The 17,559-nt window shown below is 42.9% G+C and carries 17 protein-coding genes; 10 read left to right on the top strand and 7 right to left on the bottom strand.

The annotated features are described in order from the left end of the window. Nucleotides 1-240: 240 nt before the first annotated feature. Nucleotides 241-486 (top strand): YciN family protein, encoded by a 246-nt coding sequence (locus OQJ75_RS20890; protein ID WP_248372081.1) that lies wholly within the window; start codon nucleotides 241-243, stop codon nucleotides 484-486. A gap of 61 nt (nucleotides 487-547) precedes the next feature. On the opposite strand, the gene aroA is transcribed toward OQJ75_RS20890, so the two are convergent. Together aroA and OQJ75_RS20880 are read right to left on the bottom strand one after the other, a co-directional pair. Next, entirely contained in the window at nucleotides 548-1,828 is a 1,281-nt protein-coding gene (gene aroA, locus OQJ75_RS20885) for a 3-phosphoshikimate 1-carboxyvinyltransferase (protein WP_265973613.1), read from the bottom strand. 162 nt (nucleotides 1,829-1,990) lie between these two features. Then, nucleotides 1,991-2,446 (bottom strand): glycine zipper 2TM domain-containing protein, encoded by a 456-nt coding sequence (locus OQJ75_RS20880; RefSeq protein WP_050634895.1) that lies wholly within the window; start codon nucleotides 2,444-2,446, stop codon nucleotides 1,991-1,993. A gap of 53 nt (nucleotides 2,447-2,499) precedes the next feature. Here OQJ75_RS20880 and aat point away from each other — a divergent pair, with 53 nt between their 5' ends. The 3 genes from aat to infA all read left to right on the top strand — a co-directional run bounded on the left by aat (nucleotide 2,500) and on the right by infA (nucleotide 4,208). Next, entirely contained in the window at nucleotides 2,500-3,210 is a 711-nt protein-coding gene (gene aat / locus OQJ75_RS20875) for a leucyl/phenylalanyl-tRNA--protein transferase (RefSeq protein ID WP_265973612.1), read from the top strand. Beyond that, nucleotides 3,210-3,908: an arginyltransferase gene (locus OQJ75_RS20870; RefSeq protein WP_265973611.1), complete on the top strand. Its 699-nt coding sequence runs from the start codon at nucleotides 3,210-3,212 to the stop codon at nucleotides 3,906-3,908. Before aat ends, OQJ75_RS20870 begins: the two co-directional genes overlap by 1 nt. A gap of 81 nt (nucleotides 3,909-3,989) precedes the next feature. Next, the gene (infA, locus tag OQJ75_RS20865) at nucleotides 3,990-4,208 is read left to right on the top strand and encodes a translation initiation factor IF-1 (RefSeq protein ID WP_001040192.1); all 219 of its coding nucleotides are present in this window, start codon (nucleotides 3,990-3,992) and stop codon (nucleotides 4,206-4,208) included. Between the two features lie 210 nt (nucleotides 4,209-4,418). Here the strand turns inward: infA and clpA are convergent, their stop codons facing one another. Beyond that, complete coding sequence (clpA, locus tag OQJ75_RS20860; protein WP_048607331.1) at nucleotides 4,419-6,692, bottom strand: ATP-dependent Clp protease ATP-binding subunit ClpA; 2,274 nt, start codon at nucleotides 6,690-6,692, stop codon at nucleotides 4,419-4,421. A gap of 39 nt (nucleotides 6,693-6,731) precedes the next feature. Then, nucleotides 6,732-7,052 carry an ATP-dependent Clp protease adapter ClpS gene (clpS, locus tag OQJ75_RS20855; protein WP_004737430.1) on the bottom strand — a complete coding sequence of 107 codons (321 nt, stop codon included), beginning with the start codon at nucleotides 7,050-7,052 and terminating at the stop codon, nucleotides 6,732-6,734. Nucleotides 7,053-7,637: 585 nt separating this feature from the next. On the opposite strand from clpS, the gene cspD reads away from it, so the two are divergent. Then, nucleotides 7,638-7,859 (top strand): cold shock domain-containing protein CspD, encoded by a 222-nt coding sequence (gene cspD, locus OQJ75_RS20850; protein ID WP_004736548.1) that lies wholly within the window; start codon nucleotides 7,638-7,640, stop codon nucleotides 7,857-7,859. A 332-nt stretch (nucleotides 7,860-8,191) separates the two neighbouring features. On the opposite strand, the gene OQJ75_RS20845 is transcribed toward cspD, so the two are convergent. Further along, a complete protein-coding gene (locus tag OQJ75_RS20845; protein WP_265973351.1) occupies nucleotides 8,192-10,417 on the bottom strand; it encodes an NADP-dependent isocitrate dehydrogenase in 2,226 nt (741 codons plus the stop codon). 317 nt (nucleotides 10,418-10,734) lie between these two features. Here OQJ75_RS20845 and OQJ75_RS20840 point away from each other — a divergent pair, with 317 nt between their 5' ends. Further along, the gene (locus tag OQJ75_RS20840; protein WP_265973350.1) at nucleotides 10,735-11,463 is read left to right on the top strand and encodes a pseudouridine synthase; all 729 of its coding nucleotides are present in this window, start codon (nucleotides 10,735-10,737) and stop codon (nucleotides 11,461-11,463) included. A 63-nt stretch (nucleotides 11,464-11,526) separates the two neighbouring features. Here the strand turns inward: OQJ75_RS20840 and OQJ75_RS20835 are convergent, their stop codons facing one another. Continuing rightward, the gene (locus tag OQJ75_RS20835; protein WP_265973348.1) at nucleotides 11,527-12,234 is read right to left on the bottom strand and encodes a DUF2057 family protein; all 708 of its coding nucleotides are present in this window, start codon (nucleotides 12,232-12,234) and stop codon (nucleotides 11,527-11,529) included. A gap of 67 nt (nucleotides 12,235-12,301) precedes the next feature. Continuing rightward, nucleotides 12,302-13,294, bottom strand: coding sequence for a porin (locus OQJ75_RS20830; RefSeq protein WP_265973346.1), 993 nt, complete (start codon nucleotides 13,292-13,294; stop codon nucleotides 12,302-12,304). A gap of 513 nt (nucleotides 13,295-13,807) precedes the next feature. Between OQJ75_RS20830 and dinG the strand changes: the two genes are divergently transcribed. From dinG to rsmS, 4 genes are all read left to right on the top strand, one after another. Then, nucleotides 13,808-15,883, top strand: coding sequence for an ATP-dependent DNA helicase DinG (gene dinG / locus OQJ75_RS20825; RefSeq protein ID WP_265973344.1), 2,076 nt, complete (start codon nucleotides 13,808-13,810; stop codon nucleotides 15,881-15,883). Between the two features lie 128 nt (nucleotides 15,884-16,011). Beyond that, nucleotides 16,012-16,791 (top strand): sulfite exporter TauE/SafE family protein, encoded by a 780-nt coding sequence (locus OQJ75_RS20820; RefSeq protein ID WP_017062114.1) that lies wholly within the window; start codon nucleotides 16,012-16,014, stop codon nucleotides 16,789-16,791. Between the two features lie 22 nt (nucleotides 16,792-16,813). Next, nucleotides 16,814-17,362, top strand: coding sequence for a primosomal replication protein (locus OQJ75_RS20815; protein WP_248389848.1), 549 nt, complete (start codon nucleotides 16,814-16,816; stop codon nucleotides 17,360-17,362). Next, the gene (gene rsmS, locus OQJ75_RS20810) at nucleotides 17,352-17,522 is read left to right on the top strand and encodes a pleiotropic regulatory protein RsmS (RefSeq protein ID WP_017055021.1); all 171 of its coding nucleotides are present in this window, start codon (nucleotides 17,352-17,354) and stop codon (nucleotides 17,520-17,522) included. The genes OQJ75_RS20815 and rsmS overlap by 11 nt, the downstream gene beginning before the upstream one ends. Nucleotides 17,523-17,559 lie beyond the last annotated feature (37 nt).

Below are 17,559 nucleotides of genomic sequence, written 5' to 3'. Positions count from 1 at the left end.
AGCTATAAAGTACTCACTAAGAATACTTGCAAGAGCCTATTCATCAGGCATTACGTCTAAACGGGCTCATACTAAGCTTGTCCACGAATCTAACGCGAGCCCCATTCAATTATTTTTGCCGTAAATCACAAAATAAATTGTGGATGTTTGAAAAGACTCTCTTAATCGGTTGTGAAATCATTGAATTTCTAGTTCGACACCATAAACTCAACGTTATATTCAGTTATCAGAGATAAACTCATGACAAAGAAAGTAATAGCAGAATTTGATTTACTGCTTATCGCAAACCAAATTATCCAATCACATGATGACTACATTGAAGGCATGCGCGCAAACAGCGTAGTAGAAAAAGACGATGTACTCATCTTCAAAGGTGAATACTTCTTAGACAGCAATGGAATGCCGACCGAGAATACAACCGCGGTATTTAACATGTTTAAATACTTAGCGCACCACCTTTCGAAAGAATTTACAATTCAGCAATAATTAAAAAGCTTGCCACTTAGGCAAGCTTTTTTGTTCCTAAACCTTTACATACTAAGCATTTTTATAGACTTAGCATTTTCAGCTTGTCGAAATAATCAGGGAATGTCTTTGACGTACAACCTGGATCATTAATCGTCACAGGCGTATCGCTCAAGGCAACCAACGAGAAACACATCGCCATACGGTGATCATCGTAAGTATCAATCGCCGCGTGAGTCAGTTCAGCCACAGGGTTAACAATGATGTAATCTTCACCCTCCTCCACTTCAGCGCCGACTTTACGTAGCTCTGTTGCCATGGCCGCAAGACGATCGGTCTCTTTCACTCGCCAGTTGTAGACGTTACGAATCGCTGTTGTGCCTTTTGCAAACAGTGCTGTTGTCGCAATAGTCATTGCTGCATCAGGAATATGGTTGTAGTCCATATCAATGCCCTTCAGATCACCGCAACGAGAGATAACGTAGTCGTCACCCCATTCAATTTCAGCACCCATTTTTTCAAGTGCATCAGCGAATTGGATATCACCTTGGATACTGTTTTTACCAATACCCGTTACCTTAATTTCACCACCTTTGATAGCAGCAGCCGCAAGGAAATATGACGCAGATGATGCATCACCTTCAACCAAGAAATCACCCGGTGCCGAGTAAGATTGCCCGGTAGGAATCACAAACTCTTGGTAATCATTATTGATCACGTCCACACCAAATTGCTTCATGATGTGCAGCGTAATATCGATGTAAGGTTTAGAAACCAATTCACCGTCAATTTTAATGGTCACTTCACCTTCAGCTAAAGGCGCAGCCATCAAAAATGCCGTCAAGAATTGACTAGAGATAGAACCGTCGATAGAAACGGTACCACTCTTCAGACCTGTACCTGTGATCTTCAATGGTGGGTAGTTTTCGTTCTCTAAGTATTCAACATCGGCACCGGCTTCTCGCAGTGCCGTTACTAAGTGGCCAATTGGGCGCTCTTTCATGCGCGGCTCACCAGTAAGAACGTATTCACCGCGACCTAAACATAGTGCAGCCGCCAACGGACGCATCGCCGTACCCGCGTTACCTAAGAAAAGCGCTAGGGCTTTGTCACTTGAAAATGCACCACCAACACCTGTCACTTCACAAACGGTTTTGTCTGCAGACAACTGATAATCAACACCTAACTGAGTCAATGCATTCAACATATGACGAATATCATCACTGTCTAGCAAGTTTGTTAGGCGAGTGGTTCCCGTAGAAAGTGCAGCCAAAAGAAGTGCACGGTTGGAAACGCTTTTTGAACCAGGTAGGTTAACTTCCCCGTTCACTTTTTGAATTGGTTGTAACGTAAGGCTTTCCATTAAATCTTATAGTCCTTGTACCACCCGAAGTCACTGGCGCGTATTTATTTTCGGGTGATGAATAATTCTTCGTACTTGCAGACTAACGAACTTTTCCAACGAACTCCAGAGCTAATCCCGCTCAAACCGATGATTAATTAGCCAATCAATCGTATTTACATACTAGTACGCTAGATCAACTCGAACACCATCTGAAAAATAGAGAATTCGTACATCATCGCCTCGGTTGAACAACATCGAGTTATCGACATCTTGGATAATGTTAACCAACTTGTCGTCTTTGGTTTTGACCAACAACTCGACCAATTTGTACTCTACTTTATATTGTGTGTTACCTCGGTTACGAGCAATACCCGCGCCCGCTACTGCACCGACAGCTGTCGCCACTTCTTTACCGGTGCCGCCGCCAAACTGATTACCAATCAAGCCACCAATCGCCGCACCTAACAAGGTTTCCCAACCATTCGCTTTCGACTCAACGATCTCTTGCTGAGTGATGTATCTGACCGTATCAATCTCACCATAAACCACCTCGTTTACTGGTCGAGCTTGATTTCTGTTGTAAGCTGCATTTGCCAACATGGGCAAAACAAGTAAAATCCAAAGCAACTTCTTCATGGTAAAACTCCTAAAGACCTCTTGGTCAGTGATTAATCTGTAATGCGGTACTTATGACTATATACCTAACCGAACTTGATACTACCAGTATAGAGTTTCCTTCGCCTTTCGACGCGCTTGATGAACCCAACGGTCTGCTCGCCTTCGGTGGTGATTTATCACCAGTGCGAATTTTAAACGCTTATAGCCAAGGTATATTTCCATGGTATGGCCCAGGTGAGCCTATACTTTGGTGGAGCCCTGCACCGCGAGCGGTATTTAATCCTAAGACATTCGAACCGTCAAAAAGTCTTAAAAAGTTTCAAAGAAAGCACAATTACCGTGTCAGCATCAACAAAGCGACGGACAGAGTAATTGGTTATTGCTCTTCACTAAGACCCGAAGAAGAAACTTGGCTAAACAGCGACATGCAGTCAGCCTACCGCAAACTCGCTTCATTAGGTTTCTGCCACTCGGTTGAGGTTTGGCAAGATGATGAACTGATCGGCGGACTTTACGGCTTACAAAGAGGCCAAGTCTTTTGCGGTGAATCGATGTTCAGCCTGAAGACCAATGCCTCTAAAATTGCGCTGTGGTACTTTTGTGAACACTTTACACAATTCGGCGGACAACTGATTGATTGCCAAGTCATGAACCCTCACTTGGAATCCTTAGGCGCTATCGAGGTTGATAGGGATGAATTCCTAGGCTCTCTGCAATTACTCAAAGAGTTCTCCGTTAACGATGCATGCTTTAAAACCCAATGGCTAAAGGAAATGCCTTAATGAATCCAGATTTACAACAAATCAGAATTGGATTAACAGACAATCACGCTTGCAGTTATTTACCACACCTTGAAGAAAGAGTGGCAGTCACGCTTGATGAGCACATGCATACTTCCGACAATTATGAAGTTCTGCTAGCAAACGGATTTCGTCGCAGTGGAGCGACAATTTATAAGCCACATTGCGACAGTTGCTCTGCGTGCCAAGCGATTCGCCTTTCGATCCCCGAGGTTAAGTTTTCCAAAAGCCAACGTCGAATCCTCAACAAGGCTAAAACCTTTCGCTGGGAATTAAAAGACGCGATGGACGACAACTGGTTTGATTTATATAGCCGTTACATCACCGCCCGTCATCGTTCGGGAACCATGTATCCACCCAAAAAAGATGAATTCCTACAATTCTCAAAAAATGAATGGCTTGCTACAAAGTTCATGCACATCTATGATAGCAACCAATTGGTCGGCATCGCCGTCACTGATGTGATGTCAAACTGCACCAGCGCATTTTATACCTTCTTCGATCCTGATATCGATATCTCCATGGGAACACTCGGTGTTCTGTTTCAGATTCAGCATGCCCAGAAAGAACAAAAACAGTGGTTATATTTAGGTTATCAGATCGATGAATGCCCTGCGATGAACTATAAAGTACGATTTCAACGTCATCAAAGGCTAGTAAATCAGCGGTGGCAAGGGTAGAATACGCGACAACTTTACATATTTTGATTTTAACGGCACAATCAAGCCGTTGAAAACCGCCAAATTTCGAAAGAGGATTAGATGGCTAAAGAAGACGTAATCGAGATGCAAGGCACTGTCCTTGATACTCTACCAAACACAATGTTCCGTGTTGAGCTTGAAAACGGTCACGTAGTGACAGCACACATCTCTGGTAAAATGCGTAAGAACTACATCCGTATTCTTACTGGTGATAAAGTAACTGTTGAGATGACTCCATACGACCTTTCTAAAGGCCGCATCGTCTTCCGTGCTCGTTAATTTTTTATTAGCGAATACAATAAGAGGCGGAGCTTAATGCTCCGTTTTTTATTGCCTGAACTTTTTACTACACAAGCACATATCAATCTCGCATCTCGCATCTCGCATCTCGCATCTCGCATCTCGCATCTCGCATCTCGCAAACATAAAAAAACGCACAACCGAAGTCATGCGTTTTATATTTAAGCCCTTGAGTTATCAATCACTTCGTTAGTGCATAACCTCTTCTTTAGCACCAACATAGATGAAATCCAATTCGTCTTTTTTCAGGGATACTTTAACCGTACCGCCATCAACCAAGCTACCGAACAGTAATTCATTCGCAAGTGGTTTCTTAAGCTTCTCTTGAATCACACGCCCCATTGGACGAGCACCCATGGTCTTGTCATAGCCTTTATCAGCTAACCAGTGACGAGCATCCTCAGAAACCTCTAAAGACACGCCACGAGCGTCCAGTTGAACCTGAAGCTCGACAATGAACTTGTCAACTACTTGGCTAATCACACTTGGATCAAGGCTGTTGAACCAAATGATATTATCGAGACGGTTACGGAACTCAGGAGTAAACACCTTCTTGATTTCGCCCATCGCATCTGGCGCATGATCTTGTTGGATCAGGCCGATCGATTTCTTCTCGGTTTCAGCCACACCTGCGTTGGTCGTCATCACTAGAATCACATTGCGGAAGTCCGCTTTGCGACCATTGTTGTCAGTTAGCGTGCCGTTATCCATTACCTGCAGTAGCAAGTTAAAGATATCTGGGTGAGCTTTCTCGATTTCATCCAGTAACACAACAGAGTGCGGGTTCTTGATTACGGCATCAGTTAGCAGACCACCTTGGTCGTAACCAACATAACCAGGAGGAGCACCAATCAAGCGGCTCACTGAGTGTCGCTCACCGTACTCAGACATATCAAAGCGCAGAAGCTCAATACCCATCAACTTAGACAGCTGAACAGTCACCTCTGTTTTACCGACACCAGTAGGACCAGCAAACAAGAATGAACCAACAGGTTTATTGTCTGCACCTAATCCAGCACGGGTTAGCTTAATCGCTTCGCTCAATACATCGATTGCAGGGTCTTGTCCGAATACCAACATTTTCATGCGGTCATCCAGTTTCTGCAGTGTATCTTTGTCTGAAGACGATACTGACTTTTCAGGAATACGCGCCATTTTCGCGACCATTGACTCAATATCAGCCACGCTTACCGTTTTCTTACGACGGCTTGCAGGAGCCAAACGGCTACGAGCGCCCGCTTCATCGATTACGTCAATTGCCTTATCTGGAAGGTGACGTTCATTAATGTATTTAGCAGACAGCTCCACAGCGGCACGCAACGCTTTGTTGGTGTAGCGCACTTCGTGGTGAGCTTCGTATTTTGGCTTCAAGCCAATCAGAATCTTGGTAGTATCGTCTAGAGATGGTTCAATAATGTCGATTTTCTGGAAGCGACGAGCTAAAGCACGCTCCTTCTCAAAAATACTGCTGTACTCTTGGTAGGTTGTTGAACCGATGCAACGTAATTTGCCACTGCTTAGTAACGGTTTAATTAAGTTTGCCGCATCAACCTGACCACCAGAGGCTGCACCCGCACCAATAATGGTGTGGATCTCATCGATGAACAGAATCGCGTCTTCTTCTTTTTCTAGTTGCTTAAGAATCGCTTTAAAACGTTTCTCAAAGTCACCACGATATTTCGTTCCCGCAAGCAGTGAACCGATATCTAGAGAATAAATTACGCTACTCTGAATGATTTCAGGCACTTGCCCTTCAACGATGCGCCATGCAAGACCTTCCGCGATGGCAGTTTTACCTACACCCGCCTCACCCACTAACAGAGGGTTGTTCTTGCGACGACGACACAGAACTTGGATAGTACGTTCTAGCTCTTTGTCACGACCGATTAATGGGTCAATGTTACCCTGCTTCGCTACTTCGTTAAGGTTGGTGGCAAAGTTTTCTAAACGATCTTCGGAGTTCGCTTCTTCAGCGTTCTCTGCACCACCAAATGAATCAGATGACGAAGGACTGTCGCCTTCATTACTGGCTTTGGTAATACCGTGTGAGATGAAGTTAACAATGTCTAAGCGACTAATGTCGTTTTTCTTAAGAAGATATGCCGCGTGAGATTCTTGCTCACTAAAAATAGCCACAAGTACATTAGCACCTGTTACTTCGCTGCGACCTGAAGATTGGACATGGAAAACAGCGCGTTGAAGTACTCGTTGAAAGCTCAACGTAGGCTGAGTTTCACGAGTTTCGTCGCTTTCAGGGATAAGTGGGGTCGTTTGATCGATAAAAATATCGAGCTCATTGCGAAGAGCATCGAGATCAGCCTGACAAGCTTGGAGCGCTTCCTTGGCCGCATCATTTTCTAATAATGCTAGTAGGAGGTGTTCGACAGTCATAAATTCATGTCGCTTGTCACGCGCACGAGCAAATGCGCCATTTAAACTCGTCTCTAATTCTTTATTTAGCATAAGTACCTCCTAAGGGAACAACAGTGTTGTTCGAGCAATTTATACTTGCTCCATTGTACATAGTAGCGGATGCTCATTTTCCTTTGAGTACATCGTGACCTGCGCTACCTTTGTTTCCGCTATCTCAGCACTGTATGTGCCGCAAATAGCTTTACCTTCATAATGAACCTTGAGCATCACTTCCGTTGCTTTTTCGATATCTAGTGAGAAGAATCGCTCTAGGATCTCGATTACAAAGTCCATGGGCGTGTAGTCATCGTTATTTAACACAACGTTATACATAGCCGGTGGCTTTACTTTTGTTGCTTCTTTCTCCAGTAAATCTGAGCCTGGAGATGCCCATTCAAAGTTTCTGCTCATATCGCTTTGCTAAGGGTTATTTTTCGGAAATCGTGAGTGTTTACCTAACTCAAATTTACCACATTCACGCTTTACGGTGTACTAAGAAACTGCACCGAGAAACAGTACCAAAAAATATTCCTCTATACTGAGCCTAATCCACCATTTCCATCGCTGCAAATAAAAGATCTCGATTAACAGGATTAACATATGTGATTGATTAAAAAGACGCCATAACTATTGATATTAACGATAAGATCACCACTAAGTTACTATTTAGTTAATAGTTTGCAGTTAATCTCGAATGTGATTTGTTATTAAAATTGATCACTTTTATACCAATTTGCTATTGACTGTGCTCAATCATTAGCTACATTGGAGCTAAAAGGTTTTTCAGTACATTTTTGCAACATGATTTAAAATCAGTAACACGCTTCAAAAATTAACAATAAGGAATAATTACGCAGGGTAGCGTTAATTTCCGTAAGCAATGTACGAGATTCAAGCTATTAGCTGAAATTCTTTAGCTAGTAGGAATGATATCAATCGCACTTACAACAATTGATATAACAACGTTAGTAACAAAATGCATGAGGGATGTATAGCATGGCTACAGGTACAGTAAAATGGTTTAACAATGCCAAAGGGTTTGGCTTTATTTGTCCAGAAGGTGAAGACGGCGATATTTTCGCGCACTACTCCACAATACAAATGGAAGGTTACCGAACCTTAAAGGCTGGCCAGCAGGTCGACTATGAAGTAGAAAGTGGACCTAAAGGCTCGCATGCTAGCTCCGTTGTTCCTGTAGAAGGCAGCGCCGCAAAATAGGCGAATGCCAACTCATGTTAACCTCCATCAGTCGTCATTAACGGCTGACAGGTAAACAGAATATTGAAACCGCTCATTTAATACCTGTAACACAGGATTACGTGAGCGGTTTTTTTCGTTTTGGGAACTCTAAAGTGACTCGCTAGGCTATTAGTTCGCGGATGTATTCTTATTAAGCTAGGTCTTAGGGGGTATTACAAAAGAACAAAAAAAGACGCTTTAACGTTATCGTTAAAGCGTCTTTCGTTTTGACTTTATCCATAACTTAGCTGTCAGACTAAGCAACTCGTTAGCAAATCACGTTCATGACTGACTAACGATGAGTCCAATCACTATGCATCAATAAACGCGTTTAGCGTTGAGCTTGGGCGCATTAGTGTTGAAACCAATGCATCGTCAAATAGGTAGTAACCACCTAAGTCGCCAGCCACACCTTGAGCGTTGTTCAGCTCTGCAACAATCGCTTCTTCACTTTCAGCCAGTTGACTTGCCACACCTGCAAACTCAGCAGCAAGATCAGCGTCAGCCGTTTGCTCAGCAAGCGCTTTAGCCCAGTATGCCGCTAGGTAGTAGTGGCTACCACGGTTATCAAGCTCACCCACTCGACGTGAAGGAGACTTGTTGTTATCAAGGAACTCACCCGTTGCTTTATCAAGCGCATCAGCAAGAACTTGTGCTTTAGCGTTACCTGTTACTACGCTCAGGTGCTCTAGAGATGCAGCCAATGCCAAGAATTCACCTAGGGAATCCCAACGCAGGTGGTTTTCTTTCTCTACTTGTTGAACATGCTTAGGAGCAGAGCCGCCAGCACCTGTTTCAAACAGACCACCACCGTTCATTAGTGGAACAATCGATAGCATCTTAGCTGATGTACCAAGCTCTAGAATCGGGAACAAGTCTGTTAGGTAATCACGTAATACGTTACCAGTAACCGAAATTGTATCTAGGCCTTCTTTGATACGAACCAGTGAGTATTGAGTCGCTTCAAGTGGAGCAAGGATCTTAATTTCAAGACCATCAGTATCGTATTCAGGAAGGTACGCTTCAACTTTCTTAATAAGCTGAGCATCATGCGCGCGTGACGCATCTAGCCAAAATACCGCTGGGACACCCGATGCACGAGCACGTGTCACAGCAAGCTTAACCCAATCTTGGATTGGTGCATCTTTCACCTGACACATACGGAAGATGTCGCCTTCCTCTACGTCTTGCTCTAGAAGTACAGAACCTGAAGCATCAACCACTTGAACCTGACCAGCAGCTTCTAGAATGAATGTCTTATCGTGAGATCCGTACTCTTCTGCTTTTTGAGCCATTAGGCCTACGTTTGGTACGCTGCCCATAGTTGTTGGGTCGAACGCACCGTTCTCTTTACAGAAATCAATGACCGCTTGGTAGATGCTCGCGTAGCTGCGATCTGGAATCATTGCTTTAGTATCTTTTTGCTTACCTTCTGGATCCCACATTTGACCTGAAGAACGCAGCATTGCCGGCATAGATGCATCAACAATGATATCGCTTGGTACGTGTAGGTTGGTAATACCACGATCCGAATCAACCATCGCTAGTGGCGGTTGAGTCTCGTATACCGCTTGTAGATCAGCTTCGATTGCTTCTTTTTGATCTTGAGGAAGTGCAGCAATTTTAGCGTACACGTCGCCGATACCGTTGTTAACATCAACACCTAGCTCATCGAACAATTGACCATGTTTAGCAAATATGTCTTTGTAGTAAACCTTAACCGCGTGACCGAAGATGACTGGGTCAGATACTTTCATCATCGTTGCTTTCATGTGAAGAGAAAGCAGTACACCTTGCTCTTTAGCCGATGCGATTTCTTTCTCGAAGAACGCAACCAAAGCGGCCTTATTCATCACTGACGCATCGATGATTTCTTTATCTTGTAGTGCAAATGCTGGCTTCAATGTTTTCTTAGCGCCATCTTTACCTACAAACTCGATGCTTACTTCTGTCGCACCGTTGATTGTTGTCGACTTTTCGCTACCGAAGAAGTCTTTATCTTCCATGCTTGCAACGTGCGACTTAGAGTCTGCTGACCAAGCTCCCATTGAGTGTGGGTTTTTCTTCGCGTAGTTTTTAACTGAAAGAGGTGCACGACGGTCTGAGTTACCTTCACGCAATACTGGGTTTACCGCACTACCCTTGATCTTATCATAAGTCGCTTTAACTGCTTTCTCTTCGTCAGTGTTTGCTTCTTCTGGGTAGTTTGGAAGTGCGTAGCCTTTTGATTGTAGCTCTTTGATTGTTGCTTGTAGTTGAGGTACTGATGCAGAGATGTTTGGAAGCTTAATGATGTTCGCTTCTGGTGTCTTAGCCAATTCACCTAGTTCTGCTAATGCATCACCAATACGTTGCTCTTCGTTCAAGTAGTCAGGGAAGTTGGCAATAATGCGCCCTGCAAGTGAAATATCGCGAGTATCAACGTCAATACCAGAAGAAGCCGTAAAAGATTGAATGATTGGCAGCAAAGAATACGTTGCTAGTGCCGGAGCTTCGTCTGTAATGGTATAGATGATCGTTGGTTTTTCAGTAGGCATGAAATTTCCCTATAGTTCTGACAAGCTCACTTAAAATAGTGAGCATGTTATAAATTGACCAGTAAGCCACTCTATGAGTGAAACTGCTTACTCGATACGTACTCTATCTTATTTTTCATGCAATCTAATGACAGCATGAACCAAATCCGTGAGTGCGTTGTTATAATAAAACACGTAGGTATAATTAAACAAATCAGGCTTAAGAGTCCATAAACTTGTTCTATTTTGTGTCTTTTAGGCGCGCAAATGATAGCTCAATTCCGTTTCAGTGAAAACTTTTCAGCACACTTCGTTTACATTTTTGCAAGGTAGTTAACATGTCTACTCGCTCACGCAACGCATCTCGTTCAGACAAACCCGCTCGTTCTGGCGCCACATTAAAACAAAGCGGCAACAGACAAGGCCGAAACAGTGATAAAAATAACACTGGTAATTCGCATAAGAAATCGCACTCAAGTAAACACAGATATAAAGCGAAACCTGCGAACGCAAAACCTAAAATTGCACTCGAAGATCGTAAAGTTATTTTGTTCAACAAGCCATTCGATACCTTAAGCCAATTTACTGACGGAGAAGGCCGAAAGACACTGGCTGATTTCATTCCAGTTAAAGATGTTTATGCCGCAGGCCGACTTGATCGTGACAGCGAAGGATTATTGATCTTGACCAACGATGGCATATTTCAAGCTAAGCTGACTCAGCCGAACTCAAAATCACCAAAGACTTACTGGGTGCAGGTTGAAGGCGCACCTTCTGAGGAAGATTTAGATAAATTGAGAAAAGGGGTTGAGCTAAAAGATGGTATGACGTTACCTGCTAAGGTGGAGATAATGTCCGAGCCTGCTGTTTGGGAAAGAACCCCTCCAGTAAGGTTTAGAGCCGCAATACCGACAACCTGGTTAGCGATTACTATCATCGAAGGGCGTAACCGTCAGGTTAGGCGTATGACAGCAAATATAGGCTTCCCTACCCTACGTCTTATCCGTTACTCAATGGGTAATATGAATGTCGGACAACTGCAGCCTGGTGAGTGGAAAGAGATTTAACTCATAGCAATATATTAAAGCGAGATATTTATTATGTCTCGCTTTTTTGTACATAAAGATTGATTACTCTTGGTCAATCATCCACTTACGGAATTCTTTACGGTCTTCTTTTGAAGTGCTCAGATACAAAGCTTTAAGTTGTTTCAAAGATTCCAATTCGTCAACAACCTGAGCAGATGTATTAACCGTTACACCTTCAGCATTTACTAGCGTGTTTTCTTGTAAACTTGTAGCATTAACCTTAACTGCAGGACGAACTTGGTTTTCTACAACTAAATAACTCATGGTTACAGCAGCAGCACCACCAACTTTATTATATTCTGTAGCTTCTTCGGAGTAACTTCTATTTAGTTGAACTCCGTCACTAGCTAAAATGTCTTCATTTTTGATTAAGGCTTGTCCTTGCTTGTTTTTAATTTCCCAATTCAAGTTTTCAATGTTTTCTTGAGCAGAACGAAAGTTTTTAAACTCAGGCATAGATAAGGTAAGTTCTTCGTTTTTTGCCTCAAATTTAGCGATAATAACAGAACTGTAGACTTTCCTTTGATTATCTCTTTCATCAAATACTGGTTCATATTGAAAAACGATTTGGTTTACACCATCAGGTAAAAGCACTGTCTTATCTGCAGAAAACAACCCTTGTTCAAAGTCAGGAGCACTCATGTTTACTGAAAGTAAATTTACATTTTCAGGAACATCCAATATTACTTCGGCATCAACTACTGTAGAAGCAACTAACAGCCCCAAAAAAGAATATTTGAAACTTTGCATTATTGTATCCATCCTTATAAAAAAAAAGCCCAACTCTATGTTGGGCTTTTTCTAACAAAATATCAAATTACCAGTAAACACGAGCACCGATACCGAAATTGTTTTCGCCATCAACAGTTTGAGGCGCTACAACCATATCACTACCTTGAGCGTTGAAACCTAGAGTACTACCGTCTGCATAACCATACTCAGCATATACACGTGCCCAGCTAGCGTACTTGTATTCAACACCAACGTAAACTACGTTACTGTCTTCTAATAAATCGTGATCTTGAGATACGAACTCATAACCACCATATACTGTTGTTTTATCAGCAACGCCATACATAGCAGCTACTGAGAAACCTGTTTGGTCTGCTTTATCAATAGGAGATTCAACAGAAGATGCCGCAACAGTTGCACCAACTGTTAGAACATCTTTAGAGTACTCAACAGTACCTTCGTAGTAAGTATTCTCAACACCTTCATAGCCAGAACCAGCTACATCATCAGTTGTTTGACCACCACCAACGTGGATATTTACGTCACCAACAGAAAAACCAACGTAAAGTTCAGCTAGCTCTTGATTAGAATCATCTTCTGCTAGTCCGTATCCAGCTTTTACCCAGAAGTTATCAGAATCAAAAGAGTACTTTACTTGTGAGTCATGAAGAGCTTCGTTCAAAGCAGAGTAAAGCAGTGCAGAACCACCAAAGAAGTAAGAGTAATCAGCACCGTATACATCATCTGATGTGGTCCATTGCTTACCAAGTTTGATTGTTCCTGCTTGCTCGCTGCTAAAGCCAAAAATGTGGTTACGTACATACATGTCGCCACTGTCTTTCAATGCAAATTCTACTTTACCAAGAACTTTAAGATCATCAGATACATTGTATTGAGCGTCAACACCAGCACGTGAAGAACCCGAACCTAATTTGGCATCTTGCCCGTCTAGGAACTTAAGTTCTGTACGTAGTTGACCGTAAAAGTCTACTGCGCCATCTTCTGATTTATAAATTTCCGCTGCGCTTACTGAACCAGCTGCTGTCATAACTGCTAGTGCTAAAAGAGTCTTTTTCATAATAAATCCACTGCCTTTTCTAAGAATGGGAGATCCTTGCCCGGTTCCCTTTTATTTTTATGACTGGTCATTACCACTCTTTGTTGGTTAATCACCGTCACTAAATTTCGAGGTCTAGATTGCAAAAGATTATCCTGCGTGTCAAATAAACTAAAAACAAACCTAAAAAAAACACAAAACATTTAAAATCAACCACTTACATTTTTTTTCATTGTTTTACGAGCAGCTTATCCTTAGTTTTATCAGGAAATATAATAATCCAAAAAAAGAACAAAACAGAATTTAACACCAACAACAGTTCATGGAAAAGCCAAACTTCAGAACTTAACACCTACAAGCCAGTCTTTTTTAATATTTATATTTCGCAACATAAATAAAATAGTTAAGTTCCTGATGGTTCAGTTTTTTTTTGTGAACAAGATCTACCTTTGGTTCAAAAGCAAGCTATTTCACGGTAAATGTACCGACTAGTGATATGTGCTACTATCCTCGCTCCGTTACGTAGGTCACAGTATGCTAACTACTAAAATTCAAAAATCGATTCGCACCAGTTATCAAAACCTCCAAGACCAGTTGGACAACTTTGTACCTAGACGTGCTCAAAATTACCTTGTTGCCGAAATTGCGAAGACACTTTGTGGTCAATACCACAAAAGTAATCGCATGATTGTTGCAGAAGCGGGGACAGGGATCGGGAAATCACTGGCTTATTTAATGGCGACGATTCCTGTCGCTGTGCTCAACAATCGAAAAATCGTCATTTCAACGGCGACGGTTGCGCTACAAGAACAGCTCGTCAATAAAGATCTCCCTCTATATAGAAGACTGACTGATAGAGAGTTTTCTTTCATATTAGCGAAGGGCAGACAACGTTATTGTTGCTCCGAAAAGCTTGCCGCTGCCTGCGGGGTTGATGGCGGACAAATGGCAATGTTCGAATCTAAGCCAAAAAAGAAGGATATCGAGCAACTTCAAACCATGTATCGAAGCCTAACCCAAGGTAAATGGGATGGCGACCGTGATTCATGGCCAAAACCAATCGACAACATGATTTGGCAGATGATTGTCAGTGATAAGCACAGCTGTAACAACAGTATGCCTACGCATAGAGACTGCCCTTTCCAGAAAGCACGTTCAGAGCTAGATAAAGCAGACGTGATTATCGCTAATCACAGTCTAGTAATGGCTGATGCTGACTTAGGCGGCGGCGTAATACTGCCTGAACCAGAAAACAGCATCTATATATTCGATGAAGCTCACCATTTACCGCATGTAGCCAGAGATCATTCCTCTGCAGCCGCAAGCTTAAAAGGTGCCGCTTCATGGTTAGAACGTTTGAATCAATCAATCACTAAGCTTTCGGGTTTGGCGGATGAAAAACGAGTGGGTCGATTCAGAAATGAATTGCAAGATTCTGTACAGCAGCTAATCCCTACCCTGACTCAAATGAGCAAACAGTTTGATGCTAGCCACTTTGAAGACGGCTTGTATCGCTTCGAACATGGCGACTTACCGGAGTGGCTAGAGAACGAATCAAAAGATCTCAAGCAACTCACACAAAAGGCAAGCCAAGCCGTTGCGAAGATTGCAGACCTAATTGCAGAACGAGTTAAAGACGGAGAGCTTTCAGCAAAGCTTGCAGAGCCTGCGCTGGCAGAAATTGGCTTCTATATACAAAGAACCGAGAACCTTGCTCAAGTTTGGCGATTAATGGCTGAACCGAAGAGAGAAAAAGGTGCTCCTTTGGCTCGTTGGCTCGAACTGAATAAAGAAAGCGAAGGCGATTTCGTTGTGAATGTTTCGCCACTCGAGGTGGGGTGGCAACTTGACCAGCAAATCTGGAGCCGCTGTGTTGGCGCCGTATTAGTATCTGCGACCATGAGAGCGCTCAACTCTTTCAGCTTTTTCTGTCATCAAGCAGGTATCAGTCAAAAAGCAGAAGATGGCGTACAATTTTTGGCTTTAGCATCACCGTTTGATTACCAGAATCAAGCGGAACTGATCGTTCCGGCAATGAAGTACGAACCACAAGCACCTCAGTTTACCGAATATCTTATTGAAATTTTGCCTAAGGTAATAGAAGACAAAAAAGCCAATCTCGTTCTATTCTCTTCTTACTGGCAAATGAACAAAGTTGCAGAGGCTTTAGCAACAGATTTCGTTAAAAAGTCGTGGGCATTGCAGGTTCAAGGTGATACTTCACGAACTGAAATCCTAAAAAAACATAAAAAGCTAATAGACCAAGGTAAAACCAGCGTTCTTTTTGGAACTGGCAGCTTTTCTGAAGGTCTTGACCTACCGGGTGAGCTTCTTGAAAACCTCGTTATTACCAAGATTCCTTTTGGTGTTCCTACCTCTCCTGTAGAGCAAGCACATTCAGAATATATTGAATCACGCGGTGGTAACCCTTTTATGCAGATTACTGTTCCAGAAGCGAGTAAAAAGCTTATTCAATCTGTGGGTAGACTACTGCGTAAGGAACGAGATTCTGGTAAAGTCACGATCCTTGATAGACGCATAGTAACGAAGCGATACGGAAAGTCCCTGCTCGATTCACTACCGCCTTTTAAAAGAACAATAAAATACTAATATCCCCTGCCCTTGAGGTAGTTATGGGCCTTCATCGCTAGGCCCTTGCATTCACAACCCAACATGACTAATCCATCGATTTGTCATGTGGCTGCCCTATCAGCCGATAACGAGAACACTAGCTATTTATGGAAATGATTGAGCCAACCATGTTGGTCATACTTGCTCTGGTTGCATTTGCAGCAGGCTTTATTGATGCTGTCGCAGGTGGCGGAGGGATGTTAACCGTCCCCGCTTTGCTGTCGCTTGGTCTACCGCCACACATCGCATTGGGTACTAACAAGCTTGCAGCGACTTTCGCTTCATCTACAGCTGCATTCACTTACTACCGTAAAAAGCTGTTCAAGCCTGAGTGTTGGGTCAATGCATTCATATCTACTTTAATAGGTGCGACAATCGGCACACTCACTGTTGATGCCATTAGCACCGAGTGGTTAGAGAAGGTATTGCCGTTAGTCATTCTTGCCGCAGCGGTCTATACCATTTTTCATAAGACTCCAGATGTGAGCCATAATGTGTCTCCTAAGCCTTGCCCTGTGCTTAAGAGAAAACAAAAGTACCAAGGATTCATTCTTGGTTTTTATGATGGGGTTGCAGGCCCAGGAACTGGCGCGTTTTGGACGGTAAGCTCTATGGCGCTTTATCGCTTAAACATCTTGCTTGCCTCAGGTCTGTCAAAAGCCATGAACTTTACCAGTAACTTTACCTCTTTGGTGACCTTCGCGATTCTTGGTCATATTGATTGGGTTCTAGGTTTAACCATGGGTCTTTGTTTGATGGCCGGTGCGTTTGTTGGTGCTCACTCTGCTATTCGTTTCGGTGCTACATTTATACGACCTGTGTTTGTTACTGTAGTAAGCGTACTTGCGATTAAACTTGCATACGAAGCTTGGTTTGTGAACTTATAGGCAGCAACAAACGGGAAGTAAGATGAATCAATTTTCAAAACTCAAAAGTGTCATTGACACCCTAATTGGCCATTGCTCGCAGGTTGACAAATCTCGAGGTGCTTATCATCAAGCCTTGTTTGACCGAGCCTTATTTAAATGTGGCGCCTCTGTTTTGCTTCCCTATGCACTTGAAACTCAGGCAACGTACCGGACCATTGTACGTGAACAAACCACAAACCAACTGACTGCGTCCAGAGCCAACTACCTGACGGAAAAGCTGACAAATCAGATTGCAGCAATCCAACGAGAGTTAGCCAACCATGATTTACGTTTAGATCGAAAAAGTAAGTCAGGGAAAAACCTTAACGACCTATACAACGAACTCGCTCAGCACCAAGATTGGCAAAAGCGATTGGTCGATTTAGTACGAGTACGAAAGTTAGCGTTTGATTCTGCGCCTCGCCACAGTAAGAAAAAAGCGGAAGAGGCTTGGCAGTTAGCCAAAGAGCGATTAGAACGCTGTGAAGACTCAATGAAAAATATTGAGAGACTGATTAACTTAGAGAACCCTAAGCGAAATGAACACTGATAACACACCATCACCACTGGATAACGCACCAGAAGAAGTTAAGTTAGCTGTCGACCTGATCTATCTGCTCGAAAGCAACGAAATCGATCCAAAAGTCGCGTTAGAAGCAATCAAAATTGTTCAGCAAGATTTACAAGCCAAACTAGCATCTAGCATCTAGCATCTAGCATCTAGCATCTAGCATCTAGCATCTAGCA

Source organism: Vibrio sp. 14G-20 (assembly GCF_026241515.1).
Lineage (GTDB): Bacteria > Pseudomonadota > Gammaproteobacteria > Enterobacterales > Vibrionaceae > Vibrio.
This window is presented reverse-complemented; position numbering and strand designations above follow the sequence as displayed.

Excerpts from the sequence above, each read along its gene's own strand:
- OQJ75_RS20890 (WP_248372081.1), top strand. The coding sequence starts at position 241 with ATGACAAAGAAAGTAATAGCAGAATTTGATTTACTGCTTATCGCAAAC.
- aroA (WP_265973613.1), bottom strand. The coding sequence starts at position 1,828 with ATGGAAAGCCTTACGTTACAACCAATTCAAAAAGTGAACGGGGAAGTT.
- OQJ75_RS20880 (WP_050634895.1), bottom strand. The coding sequence starts at position 2,446 with ATGAAGAAGTTGCTTTGGATTTTACTTGTTTTGCCCATGTTGGCAAAT.
- aat (WP_265973612.1), top strand. The coding sequence starts at position 2,500 with ATGACTATATACCTAACCGAACTTGATACTACCAGTATAGAGTTTCCT.
- OQJ75_RS20870 (WP_265973611.1), top strand. The coding sequence starts at position 3,210 with ATGAATCCAGATTTACAACAAATCAGAATTGGATTAACAGACAATCAC.
- infA (WP_001040192.1), top strand. The coding sequence starts at position 3,990 with ATGGCTAAAGAAGACGTAATCGAGATGCAAGGCACTGTCCTTGATACT.
- clpA (WP_048607331.1), bottom strand. The coding sequence starts at position 6,692 with ATGCTAAATAAAGAATTAGAGACGAGTTTAAATGGCGCATTTGCTCGT.
- clpS (WP_004737430.1), bottom strand. The coding sequence starts at position 7,052 with ATGAGCAGAAACTTTGAATGGGCATCTCCAGGCTCAGATTTACTGGAG.
- cspD (WP_004736548.1), top strand. The coding sequence starts at position 7,638 with ATGGCTACAGGTACAGTAAAATGGTTTAACAATGCCAAAGGGTTTGGC.
- OQJ75_RS20845 (WP_265973351.1), bottom strand. The coding sequence starts at position 10,417 with ATGCCTACTGAAAAACCAACGATCATCTATACCATTACAGACGAAGCT.
- OQJ75_RS20840 (WP_265973350.1), top strand. The coding sequence starts at position 10,735 with ATGTCTACTCGCTCACGCAACGCATCTCGTTCAGACAAACCCGCTCGT.
- OQJ75_RS20835 (WP_265973348.1), bottom strand. The coding sequence starts at position 12,234 with ATGCAAAGTTTCAAATATTCTTTTTTGGGGCTGTTAGTTGCTTCTACA.
- OQJ75_RS20830 (WP_265973346.1), bottom strand. The coding sequence starts at position 13,294 with ATGAAAAAGACTCTTTTAGCACTAGCAGTTATGACAGCAGCTGGTTCA.
- dinG (WP_265973344.1), top strand. The coding sequence starts at position 13,808 with ATGCTAACTACTAAAATTCAAAAATCGATTCGCACCAGTTATCAAAAC.
- OQJ75_RS20820 (WP_017062114.1), top strand. The coding sequence starts at position 16,012 with ATGGAAATGATTGAGCCAACCATGTTGGTCATACTTGCTCTGGTTGCA.
- OQJ75_RS20815 (WP_248389848.1), top strand. The coding sequence starts at position 16,814 with ATGAATCAATTTTCAAAACTCAAAAGTGTCATTGACACCCTAATTGGC.
- rsmS (WP_017055021.1), top strand. The coding sequence starts at position 17,352 with ATGAACACTGATAACACACCATCACCACTGGATAACGCACCAGAAGAA.